The following is a 15,395-nucleotide window of genomic DNA, read 5'->3' on the forward strand; positions in this document are numbered from 1 at the left end:
ATGTTCCACCCCTGCGTCGTCATCCCCGTCTATAACCACGAGCACGCGATCGGCAAGGTGCTCGACCAGGTGCTGGCCCATGGCTTGCCCGTGATCCTGGTCGACGACGCCAGTTCGCCGTCCTGCGCCGCCACGCTCGATGCGCTGGCGGCCGCCCATCCTGGCCGCGTCGTGCTCGAGCGGCACGCTGTGAACCAGGGCAAGGGCGGGGCGGTGCTGACCGGTTTCCGACGCGCGGCGAAGGATGGCTACAGCCACGTGCTGCAGGTGGATGCCGACGGCCAGCACTGCGTGGCCGACATGGAGCGCTTCCTGGACGCCGCCCGCGCCCGGCCGCGCGCGGTGGTGGCGGGCTGCCCGGTATATGACGAATCGGTGCCGGCCCTGCGCCTGTACGCGCGCTACCTGACCCATGTCTGGGTCTGGATCAACACGCTCTCTCTGGCGATCCGCGATTCGATGTGCGGCTTTCGCGTCTATCCGGTCGCGCCGGTGCTGGCGCTGGCGCAGCGGCGCCGCCTCGGCCTGCGCATGAACTTCGACATCGAGATCCTGGTGCGCCTGTACTGGGACGGCATCGAGGTGGTCAACCTGCCGACCAAAGTCGGGTATCCGGAAGACGGCGTCTCGCATTTCAAGGCATGGACCGACAACGTCCTCATCACGCGCATGCACGTGAACCTGTTCTTCGGCATGCTGCCGCGCATTCCCTCGCTGCTGGGGCGCAAATGGCGCACCTGAGGTCGGACACGCGCCACTGGGCCGCGATCAACGAAGCGTCCTTCGTGGCCGGCATGCGCCTGCTGTTCTGGGTCTGCCGCGTGTTCGGGCGCTGGCCCTTCCGCATCGTGCTGTATCCGGTGCTGCTGTGGTACGTGGCGACGCAGGCGCGCGCGCGCCGGGTGTCGGGCGATTACCTGCGCCGGGTCGGCGCGCCGGGCGGCCTGTTCGGCGTACTGCGCCATTTCGGGGCCTTCGCCGAGGCCATCCTCGACAAGATGCTGCTCTGGGGCGGCCTGTTCGACCTCGACCGGGTGAAGCTGCACGGCGCCGAGCCGCTGCTGCAGATGATCCGCGAGCGGCGCGGCGCGCTGCTGGTGTGCTCGCACCTGGGCAACCTCGACCTGTGCCGCGCGCTGTCGCTGCGCACGCCGGGCTTGAGAATCACGGTGCTGGTGCATACCCGCCATGCCCAGGCCTTCAATGGCATGCTCGCGAAACTCGATCCGCGCAGCCAGCTGAACCTGATGCAGGTGACCGAGATGACGCCGGCCACCGCGATGCAGCTGTCCGAACGCGTCGAACGCGGCGAATTCGTCGTCATCGCGGGCGACCGGGTGCCGGTATCGAGCAACCCACGCGTCGCGCTGGCGCCTTTCCTCGGACAGGCCGCGGCCTTCCCGGTCGGCCCCTATGTGATGGCCTCGGTGCTGGGCTGCCCGCTGTACGCGCTGTTCACCACGCGCCAGGGCTTTGAGGCGCCCTACGAACTCCATTTCGAGCGTCTGCGCGAGCAGGTAGCGCTGCCGCGCCGCGGGCGCGAGGCAGCGCTCACGGAACTGGCGGGCGAGTACGCCGCCCGCCTCGAACACCATGTCCGGCGCGCACCGCTGGAGTGGTTCAACTTTTACGACTTTTGGCACTTACCCGATTCGGAACGCGCAGATGCAGCTCACTGACCTGAACACTCCCCAGCGCACCGTGCGCTTCGACCGCGAACGCCTGGCGCTGGAAGACATCGTCGACATCGCACGCGGCAGTGCGCGCCCGGAACTGTCGACGGATCCGGCCTTCCGCGCCGCGATCGCCAAGGGCGCCGATTTCCTCGACCGCCTGCTGCGCGAGGACGGCGCGATCTACGGCGTGACCACCGGCTACGGCGACTCCTGCACGGTCGCCGTGCCGCTGTCGCTGGTCTCGGAACTGCCGCACCACCTGTACACCTACCACGGCTGCGGCCTCGGCGCCCACCTGAGCCCGGCGCAGACGCGCGCGGTGATGGGCGCGCGCCTGGCTTCGCTCTCGAAAGGCTTTTCGGGCGTGAGCGTGGGCCTGCTCGAGCAGATCGTGCGCCTGTTCGACGCCGGCCTGCTGCCCCTGATCCCGAGCGAGGGTTCGGTCGGCGCCAGCGGCGACCTGACGCCGTTGTCCTATCTCGCGGCGGTGCTGTGCGGCGAGCGCGAAGTGCTGCGCGACGGTGTGCAGGTGCCGGCCGGCCAGGCCCTGGCCGATGCGGGGATTGTGCCGCTCCGTCTGCGCCCGAAAGAGGGCCTCGCCATCATGAACGGCACCGCCGTCATGACCGGCCTGGCCTGCCTGGCCTGGGACCGCGCCGATTACCTGGCGCGCCTGACCACGCGCATCACGGCGCTGGCCTCGTTCGCGCTCGACGGCAACGACCACCACTTCGACGAGACCCTGTTCTCGGTCAAGCCGCATGCCGGCATGCAGAATGTGGCCGCCTGGCTGCGCCAGGACCTGGAATACGCCGGCCAGCTGGAACGCAACGGCAAGCGCCTCCAGGACCGCTACTCGATCCGCTGCGCCCCGCACGTGATCGGCGTGCTGGCCGACGCGCTGCCTTTCTTCCGCGACGCCATCGAAAACGAATTGAACAGCGCGAACGACAACCCGATCATCGACGCCGAGGGCGAGCGCGTGCTGCATGGCGGCCACTTCTACGGCGGCCATATCGCGTTTGCGATGGACAGCATGAAGAATGCAGTCGCCAACCTGGCCGACCTGCTCGACCGCCAGATGGCGCTGCTGGTCGACGCCCGCTACAACCAGGGCCTGCCGGCCAACCTGTCGGGCGGCACGGGCGAGCGCGCCGCGATCAATCACGGCCTGAAGGCCCTGCAGATCAGCGCTTCGGCCTGGACCGCGGAAGCCCTGAAGCTGACGATGCCGGCCTCGGTGTTCTCGCGCTCCACCGAGTGCCACAACCAGGACAAGGTCAGCATGGGCACGATCGCCGCGCGCGACTGCCTGCGCGTGCTGGAACTGGTCGAACAGGTCGCCGCCGCGCTCCTGATCACGGTGCGCCAGGGCGTCTGGCTCAGGACGAAGCTCGACAGCTCGCGCGCGCTGCCGGTGCCGCTGTCGCGCATGATGGACCTGCTGGGCCAGGACATCGCGCCCGTGGTCGAAGACCGCCGCCTCGATCCGGAACTGCACCTGCTGCTGGGCCGCATCCGCGACCAGGCCTGGAGCCTGTATGCGTAAAGTCAAAAGCCCGGCACGCTGGTTCGCCGAAGTCGAGATGGCGGTGCAGTTCTTCGACCTCGACCCGATGCAGATCGTCTGGCACGGCAACTACGTGAAATACCTCGAGGTCGCGCGCTGTGCGCTGCTCGACAAGATCGGCTACAACTACGGCCAGATGCAGGAATCGGGCTATATGTGGCCGATCATCGAGATGAACCTGCGCTATGCCGGCCCGGCCACCTTCGGCCAGCGCCTGCTGCTGCGCGCCGAGATCGTCGAGTGGGAAAACCGCCTGCGCATCGACTACCTGATCAGCGACGCCGCCAGCGGCAAGCGCCTCAACCGCGCCACCACGACCCAGGTCGCGGTCGACATCAAGAGCGGCGAGATGTGCTTCGTCTCGCCCGCCATCCTGTTCGAAAAACTCGGAGTACCCGCACCATGAAACGCACGCATCTGAAGCCGATCCTTGTCAGGCTGCTGTTGGCCGCCTCCTGCGCCGCGGCCGCAAACAGCCAGGCCGCCGCGCCGGTCGCGAAGATCCAGGCCATGCTCGCCAAACCCGAACAGCTGTGCGGCCGCTTCGAGCAGTCCAAGCAGCTGGCCGGCATGAAAAAGCCCTTGCTCTCGAGCGGCCGCTTCTGCGTCGTCGCCGGCAAGGGCGTGCTGTGGCGCACCCTGAAACCCTTCCCGAACACGCTGCGCCTGAAGCGCGACGAGATCGTCCATATGCAAGGCGAGCGTGTCGCCATGCGCCTCGACGCCAGCCAGGAGCCGACGGTACGCATGATCAACGGCGTCCTGTTCTCGCTGCTGGCCGGCGACCTGGGCCAGCTCGAGACCCTGTTCGACGTCGACGGCTCCGTTTCCGACAGCGGCTGGAAGGTCGCGCTGAAGGCGAAGAGCGCCGCGCTGGCGCGCGCCATCGGCGCCATCTCGCTCGACGGCGCGGCCTATGTGCGCAGCATCCAGATGAACGAGGAGAGCGGCGACAGGACCAGCATCGTCTTCTCGGACATCAAGACGGGGCCGGCGGCCCTGCTGCCTGAAGAGGCGGCCCTGCTGTGATCGGATCGCAAAGCGCCCAACAACGCCTGGCGCTGCTCTGGGCGCTCGTCGTCTGCCTGCTGGTCGGGCATAACGCCTGGCTCTGGCTGGGCCAGCGCATCGTGCCCGACACCGACATCCTGGCCTTGCTGCCGCTGGACGAGCGCGACCCGGTCCTGCAGCAGTCGTTCACGCACATGGTCGACAGCGCGCAGCAGCGCGTGGTGGTGCTGGTCGGCGCCAGGGAGTGGAGCGATGCCCAGCGGGCGGCCGACGCCTACCGCGCCGCACTGGCGCCGCACGCTGCGCTGCTCGCCTTCGACGCCATCGGCGACGAGGCGCAAGCCGGCTGGCTGGCCGGCCTGCAGCGCCACGCCAGCCTGCTGGTGGGCGCGGAAGGGGAACGCCAGCTGCGCGAGCAGCCGGCGCGCTACTGGACCGAGTCGGCCCTGGCGCGCCTGTACAGCGCCTTCTCGGGCCCGAAGCTGGTCGCCTTCCGCGATGACCCGTTCGGCCTGTTCGCCGGCTGGATGCAGGAGCGTGCCGGCGAAACGCCGGTGCGCCCGCGCGACGGCCGCCTGTTCGTCGAAGGGGAAGGGCGCCAGTATGTACTGCTGACCTACACCTTGAAACAGTCGGCGTTTTCGCTGGGCGCCCAGGGCGCGGTCGTGCCCTTGCTGGACGCGGCCAAGGCTGCCGCCGCCGGCGCCGTGCCTTCCGCCGACGTGATCCAGGCCGGCGTGGTGCTGCATGCCGCCGCCGCCGGCCGCCAGGCCAGCCGCGAGATCCATACGATCGGCGCCGGTTCCCTGGCAGGCATCGTGCTGCTGACCTGGCTGACCTTCCGTTCCGTGAAACCGATCTCGCTGATCGTGCTGGCCATTGCCGTCGGCTTCCTGGGCGCGCTGTCCGTCTGCTGGCTGCTGTTCGGCCGCATCCATTTGCTGACCCTGGTGTTCGGCGCGAGCCTGATCGGCGTGGCCCAGGATTACGGCATCTATTTCCTCTGTCACCGCCTCGGCGCCGATCCGCAGCTCGACTCGCCGGCTTTGCTGCGCCGCCTGCTGCCCGGCCTCGGCCTGACCTTGCTGGCCGCCGTGATCGGCTACCTCGGCCTCGCCCTGACGCCGTTCCCGGGACTGCGCCACATGGCCGTGTTCTCGGCGCTGGGCCTGGTCTTCGCCTGGCTGACCGTGGTGTGCTGGTTCCCGGCCCTGATTGGTCCGCGCACCCTGAAGGCCGGGCCGCTGGCGCGCGGCTACCGCGCCCTGGTGGCGCGCTGGCCGCGCGTCTCAAACCAGCCGGCGGCGCTGCTGCTGGTCGCGGTCCTTGGCGTGTTCACGGCCCTCGGCTGGTCGCGCCTGAAGGTCAACGACGATATCCGCTCGCTGCAATCCTCGCCGCCCGAACTGATCCGCGACCAGATCAAGCTGGGCAAGCTGCTCGACGCCCCGAGCCCGGTCCAGTACTACCTGGTGCGCGGCAGCTCGAACGAAGTAGTGCTGCAGCGCGAGGAAGCGCTCAAGGCCCGCCTCGAACCCCTGATCGCCGGGGGCGACATCGGCGGCTATCAGGCGCTCTCGAATTGGGTGCCGTCCCAGCGCACCCAGGCCGAGCGCCTGGCGCTGGTCGACAATAAGCTGCTGGCCGGCGACGGCCCGCTGGCGGGACTGGCGCGCGAGATCGGCGAGGATGCCGCATGGGTCGCGGCCACCCGCGCCCACCTGCGCACCAATGCGGTGCCGCTGCGCCTCGACGATTTCCTGCGCACCGCGGCCAGCGAACCCTGGCGCCACTTGTGGCTGGGGAAGGTCGAGGGCGAATACGCCAGCATCGTCGCCCTGCGCGGGATGCGCTACGCGGCCATCCCGAGCCTGGCACGGGCCGCCGACGGCCTGGCCGGGGTGCAGTGGGTCGACAAGGTCGGCGGCATCTCCTCGGTCCTCGGCCGCTACCGCGCCTGGATGGGCTGGGCGGTGCTGGGCGCCTATGCGGTGGTGTTCCTGGTGCTGCTGCCGCGCTACCGCGGCCGCACCTGGCGCGTGCTGGCGCCGACCGCCGCGGCCAGCCTGCTGACCCTGGCGCTGCTCGGCTTTGCCGGCCAGAGCCTGCAGCTGTTCCACGTACTGGCGCTGATGCTGCTGCTCGGCGTCGGCGTCGACTACGGCATCTTCATGCAGGAAGAGCACGAGCGCGGCGATGACGCCCCCTGGCTCGCGGTCGGCCTGTCGGCGGCCAGCACCATCCTGTCCTTCGGCCTGCTCGGCCTGTCCGGCACCCCGGCCTTGCAGGCGTTCGGCCTGACGATGCTGGTCGGGACCGCGCTGGTCTGGCTGGGCGCCCCGTGCTTCACCGTAACCAAGGAGGAACCCCATGCTTCGCCCGTCCTGGCTTGACCGCGGTACCAAAGCCGCGCTGCTGGCAGCAGCCGTGCTGCTCGCCGGCTGCACGAAAAAAGAAGAGGTACCGGCGCGCCTCGGCCTGCGCCTGGCCCCCGCCGCACTGGGCGAATCGATCAGCGTGCAACAGCACCTGACGGTGCAGCGCCCCGGCGGTACCAACGACCTCGACGCCGCACTCGAAGTCGACCCGAACAAGGTCAGCCTGGTCGGGCTGGCGCTCGGCATGCGCGTGCTGAGCCTCGAGTTCGACGGCAAGGAACTGCTTGAGTGGCGCCACCCGATGCTGCCGAAACAGGTGCGCGCCGCCGACGTGCTGGAAGACGTGCAGCTGACCGTGTGGCCCGCGGCCGAAATCGCGCGCGTGCTGCCGGCCGGCTGGACGATCGAGGAGCAGGGCCTGCGCCGCACGCTGCGCCGCGAAGGCGTGGTCGTGGCCACGATCGACTACAGCGGCACGCCGCGCTGGAAGGGCAAGGCGGTGCTGGACAACCTGCGCTACAAATACAAGCTGACCATCGAGTCGGCTGCCGAATAAGATGATGATCTACCTGAACGATTGCGCGCTGGTCTGCGCGCTCGGCGCCGACCGCGAGACGGCGCGGCGCCGTTTGCTGGAGGACGCCGCGAGCGGCCTCACGCTGTCGGACGCCTGCTCCCCGGGCCGCACGCTGCCCCTCGGCCGCGTCGAGGCCGTGCTGCCCGACCTGGCGCACCTGCCGCTGCCGATGCGCAGCCGGAACAACGCGCTGGCGCTGGCCGCGCTGGCCCAGATCCGGCCGGCGGTCGATGCCGCGATTGCCCGCTACGGCGCGGACCGGGTCGGCGTGATCGTCGGCACCAGCACCTCGGGCGTGGGCGCCACCGAAAGCGCGATCGCCGCACACGTGGCGGGCCATGCACTGCCGGCGGACTTCCACTACGGCCAGCAGGAGATGGGTTCGCCCGCCGCGCTGCTGGCGCACGCGCTGAATGTGTCCGGCCCGGCCTATGTCCATTCGAGCGCCTGCTCCTCGAGCGCCAAGGCCATGGCCAGCGCCGCGCGCCTGATCCGCATGGGCCTGGTCGACGCGGTCGTCAGCGGCGGCGTCGACACCCTGTGCGGCTTCACGGTGGCCGGCTTCAGTGCCCTCGAATCGGTCAGCGCCGTGCAGTGCAACCCGCTCGGCGCCAGCCGCAACGGGATCAACCTGGGCGAGGGCGCGGCCCTGTTCCTGATGAGCCGCGAGCCGGCCGCGGTCGCCCTGTGCGGCTGGGGCGAGTCGTCGGACGGCCACCATATGTCGGCGCCCGATCCGAACGGCGGCGGCGCGCGCATCGCGATGAACGAGGCCCTGCGCCGCGCCGGCATCGACGCCAGCCAGGTCGACTACATCAACCTGCACGGCACGGCGACCGTGCAGAACGACGCGATGGAATCGCGCGCCGTGGCCGACCTGTTCGGCAGCGAGGTGGCGGTCAGCTCGACCAAGCCTTTTACCGGCCACACGCTGGGCGCTGCCGGGGCAGTGGAGGCGGCCTTCTGCTGGATCGCGATGCAGGACGATAACGCGGCCGGCATGCTGCCGCCGCACCTGTGGGACGGCACGCCCGACCCGGCGCTGCCTTCATTGAACGTGGCGCAGCCGGGCGCCAGGCTTGGCCGTCCGATCCGCTATGCGCTGAGTAATTCCTTCGCCTTCGGCGGCTCGAATGCGGCGCTGCTGTTCGGGAGAACACAATGAACCTGCCCGATATCAAAACGCTGGTCCCGCACAGCGGCGCCATGTCGCTGCTGGACACCCTGCTGGCGACCGACGCCGAGACCCTCGACGCCCAGGTGCGCATTGGGCCGGACTCGATGTTCTGCAGCGGCGGCGAAGTCGGCGCCTGGGTCGGCGTCGAATACATGGCGCAGGCGGTGGCCGCCCACGCCGGCTTTGCGGCGCGCCAGCGCGGCGAGCCGGTGCGCGTCGGCTTCCTGCTCGGCAGCCGGCGCTATGCCTGCAGCGTGCCGGCCTTTGCGGTCGGCAGCGTATTACATATCCACGTGCAGCGCGCGCTGCAGGGCGACAACGGCCTGGGCGCGTTCGACTGCCGTATCACAGATGGGCAGGACGGGACCGAGCTGGCCAGCGCCACGATCACCGTCTTCCAGCCCGACAATGTCGAAGAGTTTTTGCAACGGAGTTCCGAATGAGTAGTATCGATAAAAGTGTGTTGCGCAGTGTCCTCGTCACCGGCTCCTCGCGCGGCATCGGCAAGGCAATCGCGCTGCGCCTCGCGCGCGAGGGCTATGGCGTGGTGGTGCATTGCCGCAGCCGGCGCGAAGAAGCCGACGCGGTCGCGGGCGAGATCGCCGCCGCTGGGGGCAGCGCGCGCGTGCTGCAGTTCGACATCGGCGAGCGCGAGGCCACGGCCGCCGCGCTGGCGGCCGATATCGAAGAACACGGCTGCTATTACGGCGTCGTCTGCAATGCCGGCGTCGCGCGCGACACGGCCTTCCCGGCGATGACGGGCGAGGAATGGGACCAGGTGCTGGGCACCAACCTCGATGGCTTCTTCAACGTGTTGAATCCCCTCGTGATGCCGATGGTCCAGCGCCGCAAGCCCGGCCGCATCGTGACCATGGCCTCGGTCTCGGGCCTGGTCGGCAACCGCGGCCAGGTCAACTACAGCGCAGCCAAGGCCGGCATCATCGGCGCCACCAAGGCGCTGGCGCTGGAACTGGCCAAGCGCAACATCACCGTCAACTGCGTGGCGCCCGGCCTGATCGAGACCGACATGATCGGCGAGGTGCCGATGGAAGAGGCATTGAAAATGATCCCCGCGCGCCGCGTCGGCCGTCCCGAGGAAGTGGCGGCGGCGGTCAGCTACCTGCTGTCCGACGACGCCGGCTACGTCACCCGCCAGGTCATTTCCGTGAATGGAGGTCTCGCATGAACCACCGCGTCGTCGTCACCGGCATGGCCGGCATCAGCCCGATCGGCAACGACTGGGCCACGGTCCGCGACCGCCTCGGCTCCTACCGCAACGCCATCGTCCACATGAAGGAATGGGACGATTACGATGGCCTGAACACGCGCCTGGGCGCGCCGGCCGCACCCTTCGAACTGTCCGGGCGCTACAGCCGCAAGACCACGCGCAGCATGGGGCGCGTCGCGCTGCTGGCCACACGCGCCACCGAATTGGCGCTCATCGACGCCGGCCTGCTGGACGATCCGCTGCTCACCAGCGGCCGCATGGGCGTGTCCTTCGGCTCCTCGGCCGGCACCCCGAGCGCCATCGGCGACTTCGGCCGCATGATGGAAGAGCGCACCACGCGCGGCATCAATGCCACCACCTACATCAAGATGATGGCGCACACGGCGCCGGTGAATATCGGCGTGTTCTTCGGCGTGACCGGGCGCGTGATCACGACCTCGTCGGCCTGCACCTCGGGCAGCCAGGGCATCGGCTACGCCTACGAGGCGATCAGGAGCGGCCGCCAGACGGCCATGATCGCCGGCGGCGCCGAAGAGCTGTGCGCGACCGAGGCCGCCGTCTTCGACACCCTGTTCGCCACCAGCACGCGCAACGACACGCCCCAGGCCACGCCGCGTCCTTTCGACGTCTCGCGCGATGGCCTCGTGATCGGCGAGGGCGCCGGCGCCCTGATCCTGGAAGAACGCGAACACGCGCTGGCGCGCGGCGCCACCATCTACGCGGAACTGGTCGGCTTCGGCACCAACAGCGACGGCACCCACGTGACCCAGCCGAACGCTGCCACCATGCGCACCGCGATGGAGATGGCGCTCGAGGACGCAGGCCTGGCCCCAGGCGCGATCGGCTACGTCAACGCCCACGGCACCGCCACCCAGCAGGGAGATCTGGCCGAGACGCAAGCGACCGCCGCGCTGTTCGGCCCGCACATGCCGATCAGCTCCCTCAAGAGCTACATGGGCCACACCCTGGGCGCCTGCGGCGCGCTGGAAGCCTGGTTCAGCATCGAGATGATGCGCGAGGGCTGGTTCGCCCCGACCGTCAACCTCAATGAAGTCGATCCCCAGTGCGGGCAGCTCGACTACATTCGCGGGGAGGGGCGCCGCCTCGACTGCGAATACGTCATGACCAACAATTTTGCGTTCGGCGGCATTAACACGTCGCTGATTTTTGCACGAGTTTAACCACCAGGAGATGAAATGAAAAATCAGTTAATCAAGGCATTCGGAATTTTGACACTTGGATCTCTTGCTCTGAGTGCGAACGCGGCAGACCGGACGATTATGATGCCGATTGCCGCCGCGCTCAGTGCCCCCGAGGCTGTAACGAAACTTGGTAATTCGACGAAGTTTTATTTCGGTGCACAAGCTGTGCCGACGGTTGCTGAGGAGCTGGGAGAGGGTTCTACGAACAAAAAGACTAACGCTTTTGGGAAGTCCGACGAGCATGCTTGCAACTGGGCCTTCCTTTCTGCCATGCTTCAGCTGCAAAAGCGTGCTGAGCAGTTAGGTGCGGACGCCGTCGTTAATATTGTAAGTAATTATCGAAAATCGGAAATGTCGAGCGAGAGCGAGTTTGAGTGCCACGCTGGAGCACTCGTCGCTGGAGTCGCATTAAAAGGTAATTTTGTTAAGTTAAAGCGGTGAGCCTGCAACTTTTCTGTCTCTCCCGATTCGATAATTTAAATTAAGAAGAAATTTATTGGAATTTACATGAAAAAATTTTTGCCTATAATTTTCTTGAGTTTGGTTTCTTTATCCGCTTGTCGGTCCCCACGCCCGGCGCCACAGGTACAAGCACCTACAGCGATGGTCCGAAAGGCCACAGTTCCAGAAGTTGGCGTGACCGCAAAAGCGGGCGTTGGCGAAAACTTATTGATGAGTGGATTTGCTCGAACTACCGAAACGCTTATCATTTCCCAAGATCAACCCATCGGTGATATGTTGATTCGAGCGGGGCGATACCCAAAAGTCGGACATGGCGCAGAGTATCGAAATTTCCGGGTTCCCCTCATTAACAAGGACGCGACCAAAACGGTACGTCAGGGGAACGTTTACATTTTTGAGAAGAACGCCGGCGCCAAGTCGCTTTGCGTTAGTCGAGCAAGCTGCGCCGAGGTTGACTATAAAACGGAAGAGCAAACAGATTTCCAGCGAGCAGTATCGCAGCAGACTCTGATTTATAGCGGACGCATCGGGAACCGGATTACCTTGGGATATCGCGAGTTTAACAGCGATATGGCTCGTCCTGCTTTTAATAATGATGTGACTTATGATCTCAATGAGTCAAAAATTCTTGGGTATAAAGGCGCACGAATTGAAGTTCTTAGTGCATCAAATACCGAAATAACCTATAAGGTCCTCTCGGATTTCAACTGAGATAAAAATGGGCTCTAGCTCTGGTATTAAAGTGATGCTCGTTGACGCTAATGATTTGGCGGATAACCAAATTCATCAACTGACGCAATGGTTATCAGATTCTGAACGCCAGCGCTGCAACAGCTTCATGCGAACGGCCCGGCAGCGCCAGTTTATCCTTGGACGGGTGATACTTCGATATGGGCTCAGTCAGATTCTGAATCTTCCTCCAAGCGAGATAAGTTTACGGGAGCAAAGAGCACAGAGCCCACTTTTGGTTTTTCCACCTAGCAGCGAAGTTGGATTTAGCATTTCGCATAGTGGCAGGTGGATTGGCTGCGCAATCAGTCCCGACTGTCCAGTCGGACTCGATATCGAACGAGCCAACCAAAACAGGGATTTTATAGCGTTAGCTGAGCAAGTCTTCGGGCCGTCGGAAGCTGGTGAAATCGCTTCCACAGCTTGCGATAATCGCGCCATACGCTTTTATCAGATGTGGTGTCAGTACGAAGCCCGTCTTAAGTTGGGTGTAACTAGTGTGGCTGACTATTTCCTGAGTCATCCAGACGTTGTTATTGCCTTGAGCAGCGCCAAAATTTTGGTTGGCTTGCCTGTACTTCAAGCGGTTAACCCTAGTGATTTGCTGGCCGCGGCCTGAGAAGCGCCGTTCAGCGCGCCACGCCCACCAGCTTGTGCACCAGCTCCGACGAGGTCGACGCCGAAAACTTGCGCATCAGTTTCGCCCGGTGCATCTCGACAGTGCGCGGACTCAGGTCGGTCTCGCGGGCGATCACCTTGCTGGTCTTGCCTTCCACTAGAAGCGCCGCGATCTCCCGTTCGCGCGGGGTCAGCTCGGCTGTGACCGGCCGCTTCTCGCTCACGTCCTCGAAGGTCCACACGCCCGCGCCGAGCGGCTCGTTCGCGTTCAGGGCGCGCCCCGTCACGTGGCACCAGAACAGTTCGCCGTCGCCGCGGCGCATGATGCGCTCGTCGGAGTAGCGGCCCTTCGCATTCATGATGGGCACGATGCGGTCGCCCGTGCGCAGGAATTCGTCCATCGTCGGGTACAGCACGGCAAAGGACTGGCCGTCGAGCTGGCCGCGGTCGTAGCCGAACATCGCGGCCAGCGCGAGGTTGCATGACTGGATCACGCGGTTGCTCGAGATGCACATGCCGACCGGCGCATGCTGGAAAATCATCTCGTAATCGATGGCGTATGATGGATTCACTTGAACTGGGTCTACTTGCTGTTGCTGGGGCAGGGCCATGGCCGGTAGTTCTACGGTATTGTGCTTTGAATCGGCGTATTCTATGCTGGGATTCTACTCTGCGGTACATAAACGGCTATTCAGCCAATCTACAAAAGGGACGGGTATGAACAAAGTGTATCCTGACGCGGCATCGGCACTGGCCGGTATCGTTCAAGACGGCCAGACCATCGCCGTCGGCGGCTTCGGCCTGTGCGGCATTCCCGAGGCGCTGATCGAAGCGCTGCGCGATTCGGGCGTGAAACAATTGACCGCCATCTCCAACAACGCGGGCGTCGACGGCTTCGGCCTCGGCCAGCTGCTGGAGACGCGCCAGATCAAGAAGATGATCGCCTCGTATGTCGGTGAAAACAAGGAATTCGCACGCCAGTTCCTGGCCGGCGAACTCGAACTCGAATTCACCCCACAGGGCACCCTGGCCGAGAAGCTGCGTTGCGGCGGCGCCGGCATCCCGGCCTTCTTCACGAAAACCGGCTACGGCACCATCGTTGCCGACGGCAAGGAGACGCGCGAGTTCAACGGCGAACACTATGTGATGGAGCTGGCCCTGGTGCCGGACGTGTCGCTGGTGAAAGCCTGGAAGGCCGACAAGGCCGGCAACCTGGTGTTCCGCAAGACCGCGCGCAACTTCAATCCGAACGTCGCCACCGCCGGTAAAGTCTGCATCGTCGAAGTCGAAGAGCTGGTCGAGATCGGCGAGATCGATCCGGACCAGGTGCACACCGCAAGTATCTTCGTGCACCGCATCGTCCACAATCCGACGCCGGAAAAGCGCATCGAACAGCGCACCGTGCGCGCAAACTAAAACCGATCGGAGACAGAACATGGCATGGACTCGTGATGAAATGGCCGCGCGCGCGGCACAGGAACTGCAGGACGGTTTCTATGTGAACCTGGGCATCGGACTGCCGACCCTGGTCGCCAACTATGTACCGCAGGACATCGAAGTCTTCCTGCAATCGGAAAACGGCCTGCTTGGCATCGGCCCGTTCCCGACCGACGACGCGGTCGACGCCGACCTGATCAACGCAGGCAAGCAGACCGTCACCGCGCTGCCCGGCGCAGCCTACTTCAGCTCGGCCGATTCCTTCGGCATGATCCGCGGCGGCAAGATCAACCTCGCCATCCTGGGCGCGATGCAGGTCTCCGAGCACGGCGACCTGGCCAACTGGATGATCCCTGGCAAGATGGTGAAGGGCATGGGCGGCGCGATGGACCTCGTCGCCGGCGTCAAGCGCGTGGTCGTGGTGATGGAACACGTCGCCACCGCCAAGGATGGCTCGACCAGCCACAAGATCCTCAAGAAATGCGACCTGCCGCTGACCGGCGTCGGCGTGGTCGACCGCATCATCACGGATCTGGGCGTGATCGACGTCACCGGCAAGGGCCTGAAGCTGGTCGAGCTGGCGCCGGGCGTGACGAAGGAGCAGATTGTAGAAGCAACGGCGGCCGAGCTGGACGTGTCGGCGGTCTGAGCCTGCGATAGATGCAGTCGAGGAGAGCGGCCTGTGCCGCTCTTTTTTATTCCAGCACGTACCAGTAAATCGTGATGTAGTGCGCGGCGCTCCCCGCCAGCACGAACAGATGCCAGATCCCGTGCGCATGGCGCAGGCGTGCATCGAGCGCATAGAACACGATGCCGGCCGTGTAGGCGATCCCTCCGCCCAGCAGCCAGGCAAAGCCGGCCGCACCGAGACCTTCCTGCAGTGGGCGCAACATGGTTGCCGCCGACCAGCCCATCGCGAGATACACCAGCATCGACAGCACCCGCGCGCCCTTGTGCGGCCGGGTTTCCTGCAGGATGCCGACGATCGCCAGGCCCCACACGACGCCGAGCAGGATCCAGGCCTCGCTGCCCGTCAGCATCAGCATGCAGAAGGGCGTGTAGCTGCCGGCGATGAGCAGGTAGATGCTGAGGTGGTCCAGGCGCTGCAGCAATTGCTTCAGCGATCCGCTGGCGCCGTGGTAGGCGGTCGAGCAGGCGTACATCAGGACCAGCGAGATCGCATACACGGCCGTGCTGGCCAGCCCCAGGTGGCCGTTCGCGTTAAAGGCGCGCGCCAGCAGCGGGATGCTGGCGCCGAAGGCGAGCACGGCGCCGCCGAGGTGGGTGATGGTGTTGAGCTTTTCGCCGTGTTGCATGGCACCCCCCGCTG

Annotated in this window: 18 protein-coding genes; 16 read left to right on the forward strand and 2 right to left on the reverse strand. The window is 65.7% G+C overall.

All coding sequences use genetic code 11. The features are described from left to right. The 14 genes from ACI48I_RS08075 (at position 1) to ACI48I_RS08140 (ending at position 12,629) form a co-directional block, all read left to right on the forward strand. On the forward strand, positions 1-741 hold the full coding sequence (locus ACI48I_RS08075; protein WP_498573839.1) for a glycosyltransferase family 2 protein: 741 nt from the start codon (positions 1-3) through the stop codon (positions 739-741). Beyond that, positions 729-1,679 carry a lysophospholipid acyltransferase family protein gene (locus tag ACI48I_RS08080; RefSeq protein WP_498573840.1) on the forward strand — a complete coding sequence of 317 codons (951 nt, stop codon included), beginning with the start codon at positions 729-731 and terminating at the stop codon, positions 1,677-1,679. Before ACI48I_RS08075 ends, ACI48I_RS08080 begins: the two co-directional genes overlap by 13 nt. Next, positions 1,666-3,225, forward strand: coding sequence for an HAL/PAL/TAL family ammonia-lyase (locus tag ACI48I_RS08085; protein ID WP_498573841.1), 1,560 nt, complete (start codon positions 1,666-1,668; stop codon positions 3,223-3,225). Before ACI48I_RS08080 ends, ACI48I_RS08085 begins: the two co-directional genes overlap by 14 nt. After that, on the forward strand, positions 3,218-3,652 hold the full coding sequence (locus ACI48I_RS08090; RefSeq protein WP_498573842.1) for an acyl-CoA thioesterase: 435 nt from the start codon (positions 3,218-3,220) through the stop codon (positions 3,650-3,652). Before ACI48I_RS08085 ends, ACI48I_RS08090 begins: the two co-directional genes overlap by 8 nt. Next, positions 3,649-4,275, forward strand: coding sequence for an outer membrane lipoprotein carrier protein LolA (locus tag ACI48I_RS08095; RefSeq protein WP_498573843.1), 627 nt, complete (start codon positions 3,649-3,651; stop codon positions 4,273-4,275). Before ACI48I_RS08090 ends, ACI48I_RS08095 begins: the two co-directional genes overlap by 4 nt. After that, positions 4,272-6,650, forward strand: coding sequence for an MMPL family transporter (locus ACI48I_RS08100; protein WP_498573844.1), 2,379 nt, complete (start codon positions 4,272-4,274; stop codon positions 6,648-6,650). The genes ACI48I_RS08095 and ACI48I_RS08100 overlap by 4 nt, the downstream gene beginning before the upstream one ends. After that, a complete protein-coding gene (locus ACI48I_RS08105; protein WP_498573845.1) occupies positions 6,628-7,191 on the forward strand; it encodes a DUF3261 domain-containing protein in 564 nt (187 codons plus the stop codon). The genes ACI48I_RS08100 and ACI48I_RS08105 overlap by 23 nt, the downstream gene beginning before the upstream one ends. A 1-nt stretch (position 7,192) precedes the next feature. Further along, entirely contained in the window at positions 7,193-8,377 is a 1,185-nt protein-coding gene (locus ACI48I_RS08110; protein ID WP_498573846.1) for a beta-ketoacyl-ACP synthase, read from the forward strand. Further along, entirely contained in the window at positions 8,374-8,832 is a 459-nt protein-coding gene (locus ACI48I_RS08115) for a hotdog family protein (protein WP_498573847.1), read from the forward strand. The genes ACI48I_RS08110 and ACI48I_RS08115 overlap by 4 nt, the downstream gene beginning before the upstream one ends. Next, positions 8,829-9,575 carry a 3-oxoacyl-ACP reductase FabG gene (gene fabG / locus ACI48I_RS08120; protein ID WP_498573848.1) on the forward strand — a complete coding sequence of 249 codons (747 nt, stop codon included), beginning with the start codon at positions 8,829-8,831 and terminating at the stop codon, positions 9,573-9,575. The genes ACI48I_RS08115 and fabG overlap by 4 nt, the downstream gene beginning before the upstream one ends. Next, positions 9,572-10,798: a beta-ketoacyl-ACP synthase gene (locus ACI48I_RS08125; RefSeq protein ID WP_498573849.1), complete on the forward strand. Its 1,227-nt coding sequence runs from the start codon at positions 9,572-9,574 to the stop codon at positions 10,796-10,798. Before fabG ends, ACI48I_RS08125 begins: the two co-directional genes overlap by 4 nt. Positions 10,799-10,813: 15 nt before the next feature. Continuing rightward, positions 10,814-11,260 carry an excinuclease ATPase subunit gene (locus ACI48I_RS08130; protein WP_498573850.1) on the forward strand — a complete coding sequence of 149 codons (447 nt, stop codon included), beginning with the start codon at positions 10,814-10,816 and terminating at the stop codon, positions 11,258-11,260. A 66-nt stretch (positions 11,261-11,326) separates the two neighbouring features. After that, positions 11,327-11,992, forward strand: a complete 666-nt coding sequence (locus tag ACI48I_RS08135) for a hypothetical protein (RefSeq protein ID WP_498573851.1) — start codon at positions 11,327-11,329, stop codon at positions 11,990-11,992. A gap of 7 nt (positions 11,993-11,999) precedes the next feature. Beyond that, positions 12,000-12,629, forward strand: coding sequence for a 4'-phosphopantetheinyl transferase family protein (locus ACI48I_RS08140; protein WP_498573852.1), 630 nt, complete (start codon positions 12,000-12,002; stop codon positions 12,627-12,629). Between the two features lie 10 nt (positions 12,630-12,639). Here the strand turns inward: ACI48I_RS08140 and ACI48I_RS08145 are convergent, their stop codons facing one another. Next, positions 12,640-13,200, reverse strand: coding sequence for a PAS and helix-turn-helix domain-containing protein (locus ACI48I_RS08145; RefSeq protein ID WP_193685399.1), 561 nt, complete (start codon positions 13,198-13,200; stop codon positions 12,640-12,642). A gap of 145 nt (positions 13,201-13,345) precedes the next feature. On the opposite strand from ACI48I_RS08145, the gene ACI48I_RS08150 reads away from it, so the two are divergent. Next, a complete protein-coding gene (locus ACI48I_RS08150; RefSeq protein ID WP_193685400.1) occupies positions 13,346-14,044 on the forward strand; it encodes a CoA transferase subunit A in 699 nt (232 codons plus the stop codon). A gap of 19 nt (positions 14,045-14,063) precedes the next feature. Further along, complete coding sequence (locus ACI48I_RS08155; protein ID WP_193685401.1) at positions 14,064-14,714, forward strand: 3-oxoacid CoA-transferase subunit B; 651 nt, start codon at positions 14,064-14,066, stop codon at positions 14,712-14,714. Between the two features lie 46 nt (positions 14,715-14,760). Here ACI48I_RS08155 and trhA read toward each other — a convergent pair whose 3' ends face one another. Then, positions 14,761-15,381 (reverse strand): PAQR family membrane homeostasis protein TrhA, encoded by a 621-nt coding sequence (gene trhA / locus ACI48I_RS08160; RefSeq protein ID WP_498573853.1) that lies wholly within the window; start codon positions 15,379-15,381, stop codon positions 14,761-14,763. Positions 15,382-15,395: the final 14 nt, after the last annotated feature.

This window comes from Massilia sp. LXY-5 (assembly GCF_059801075.1).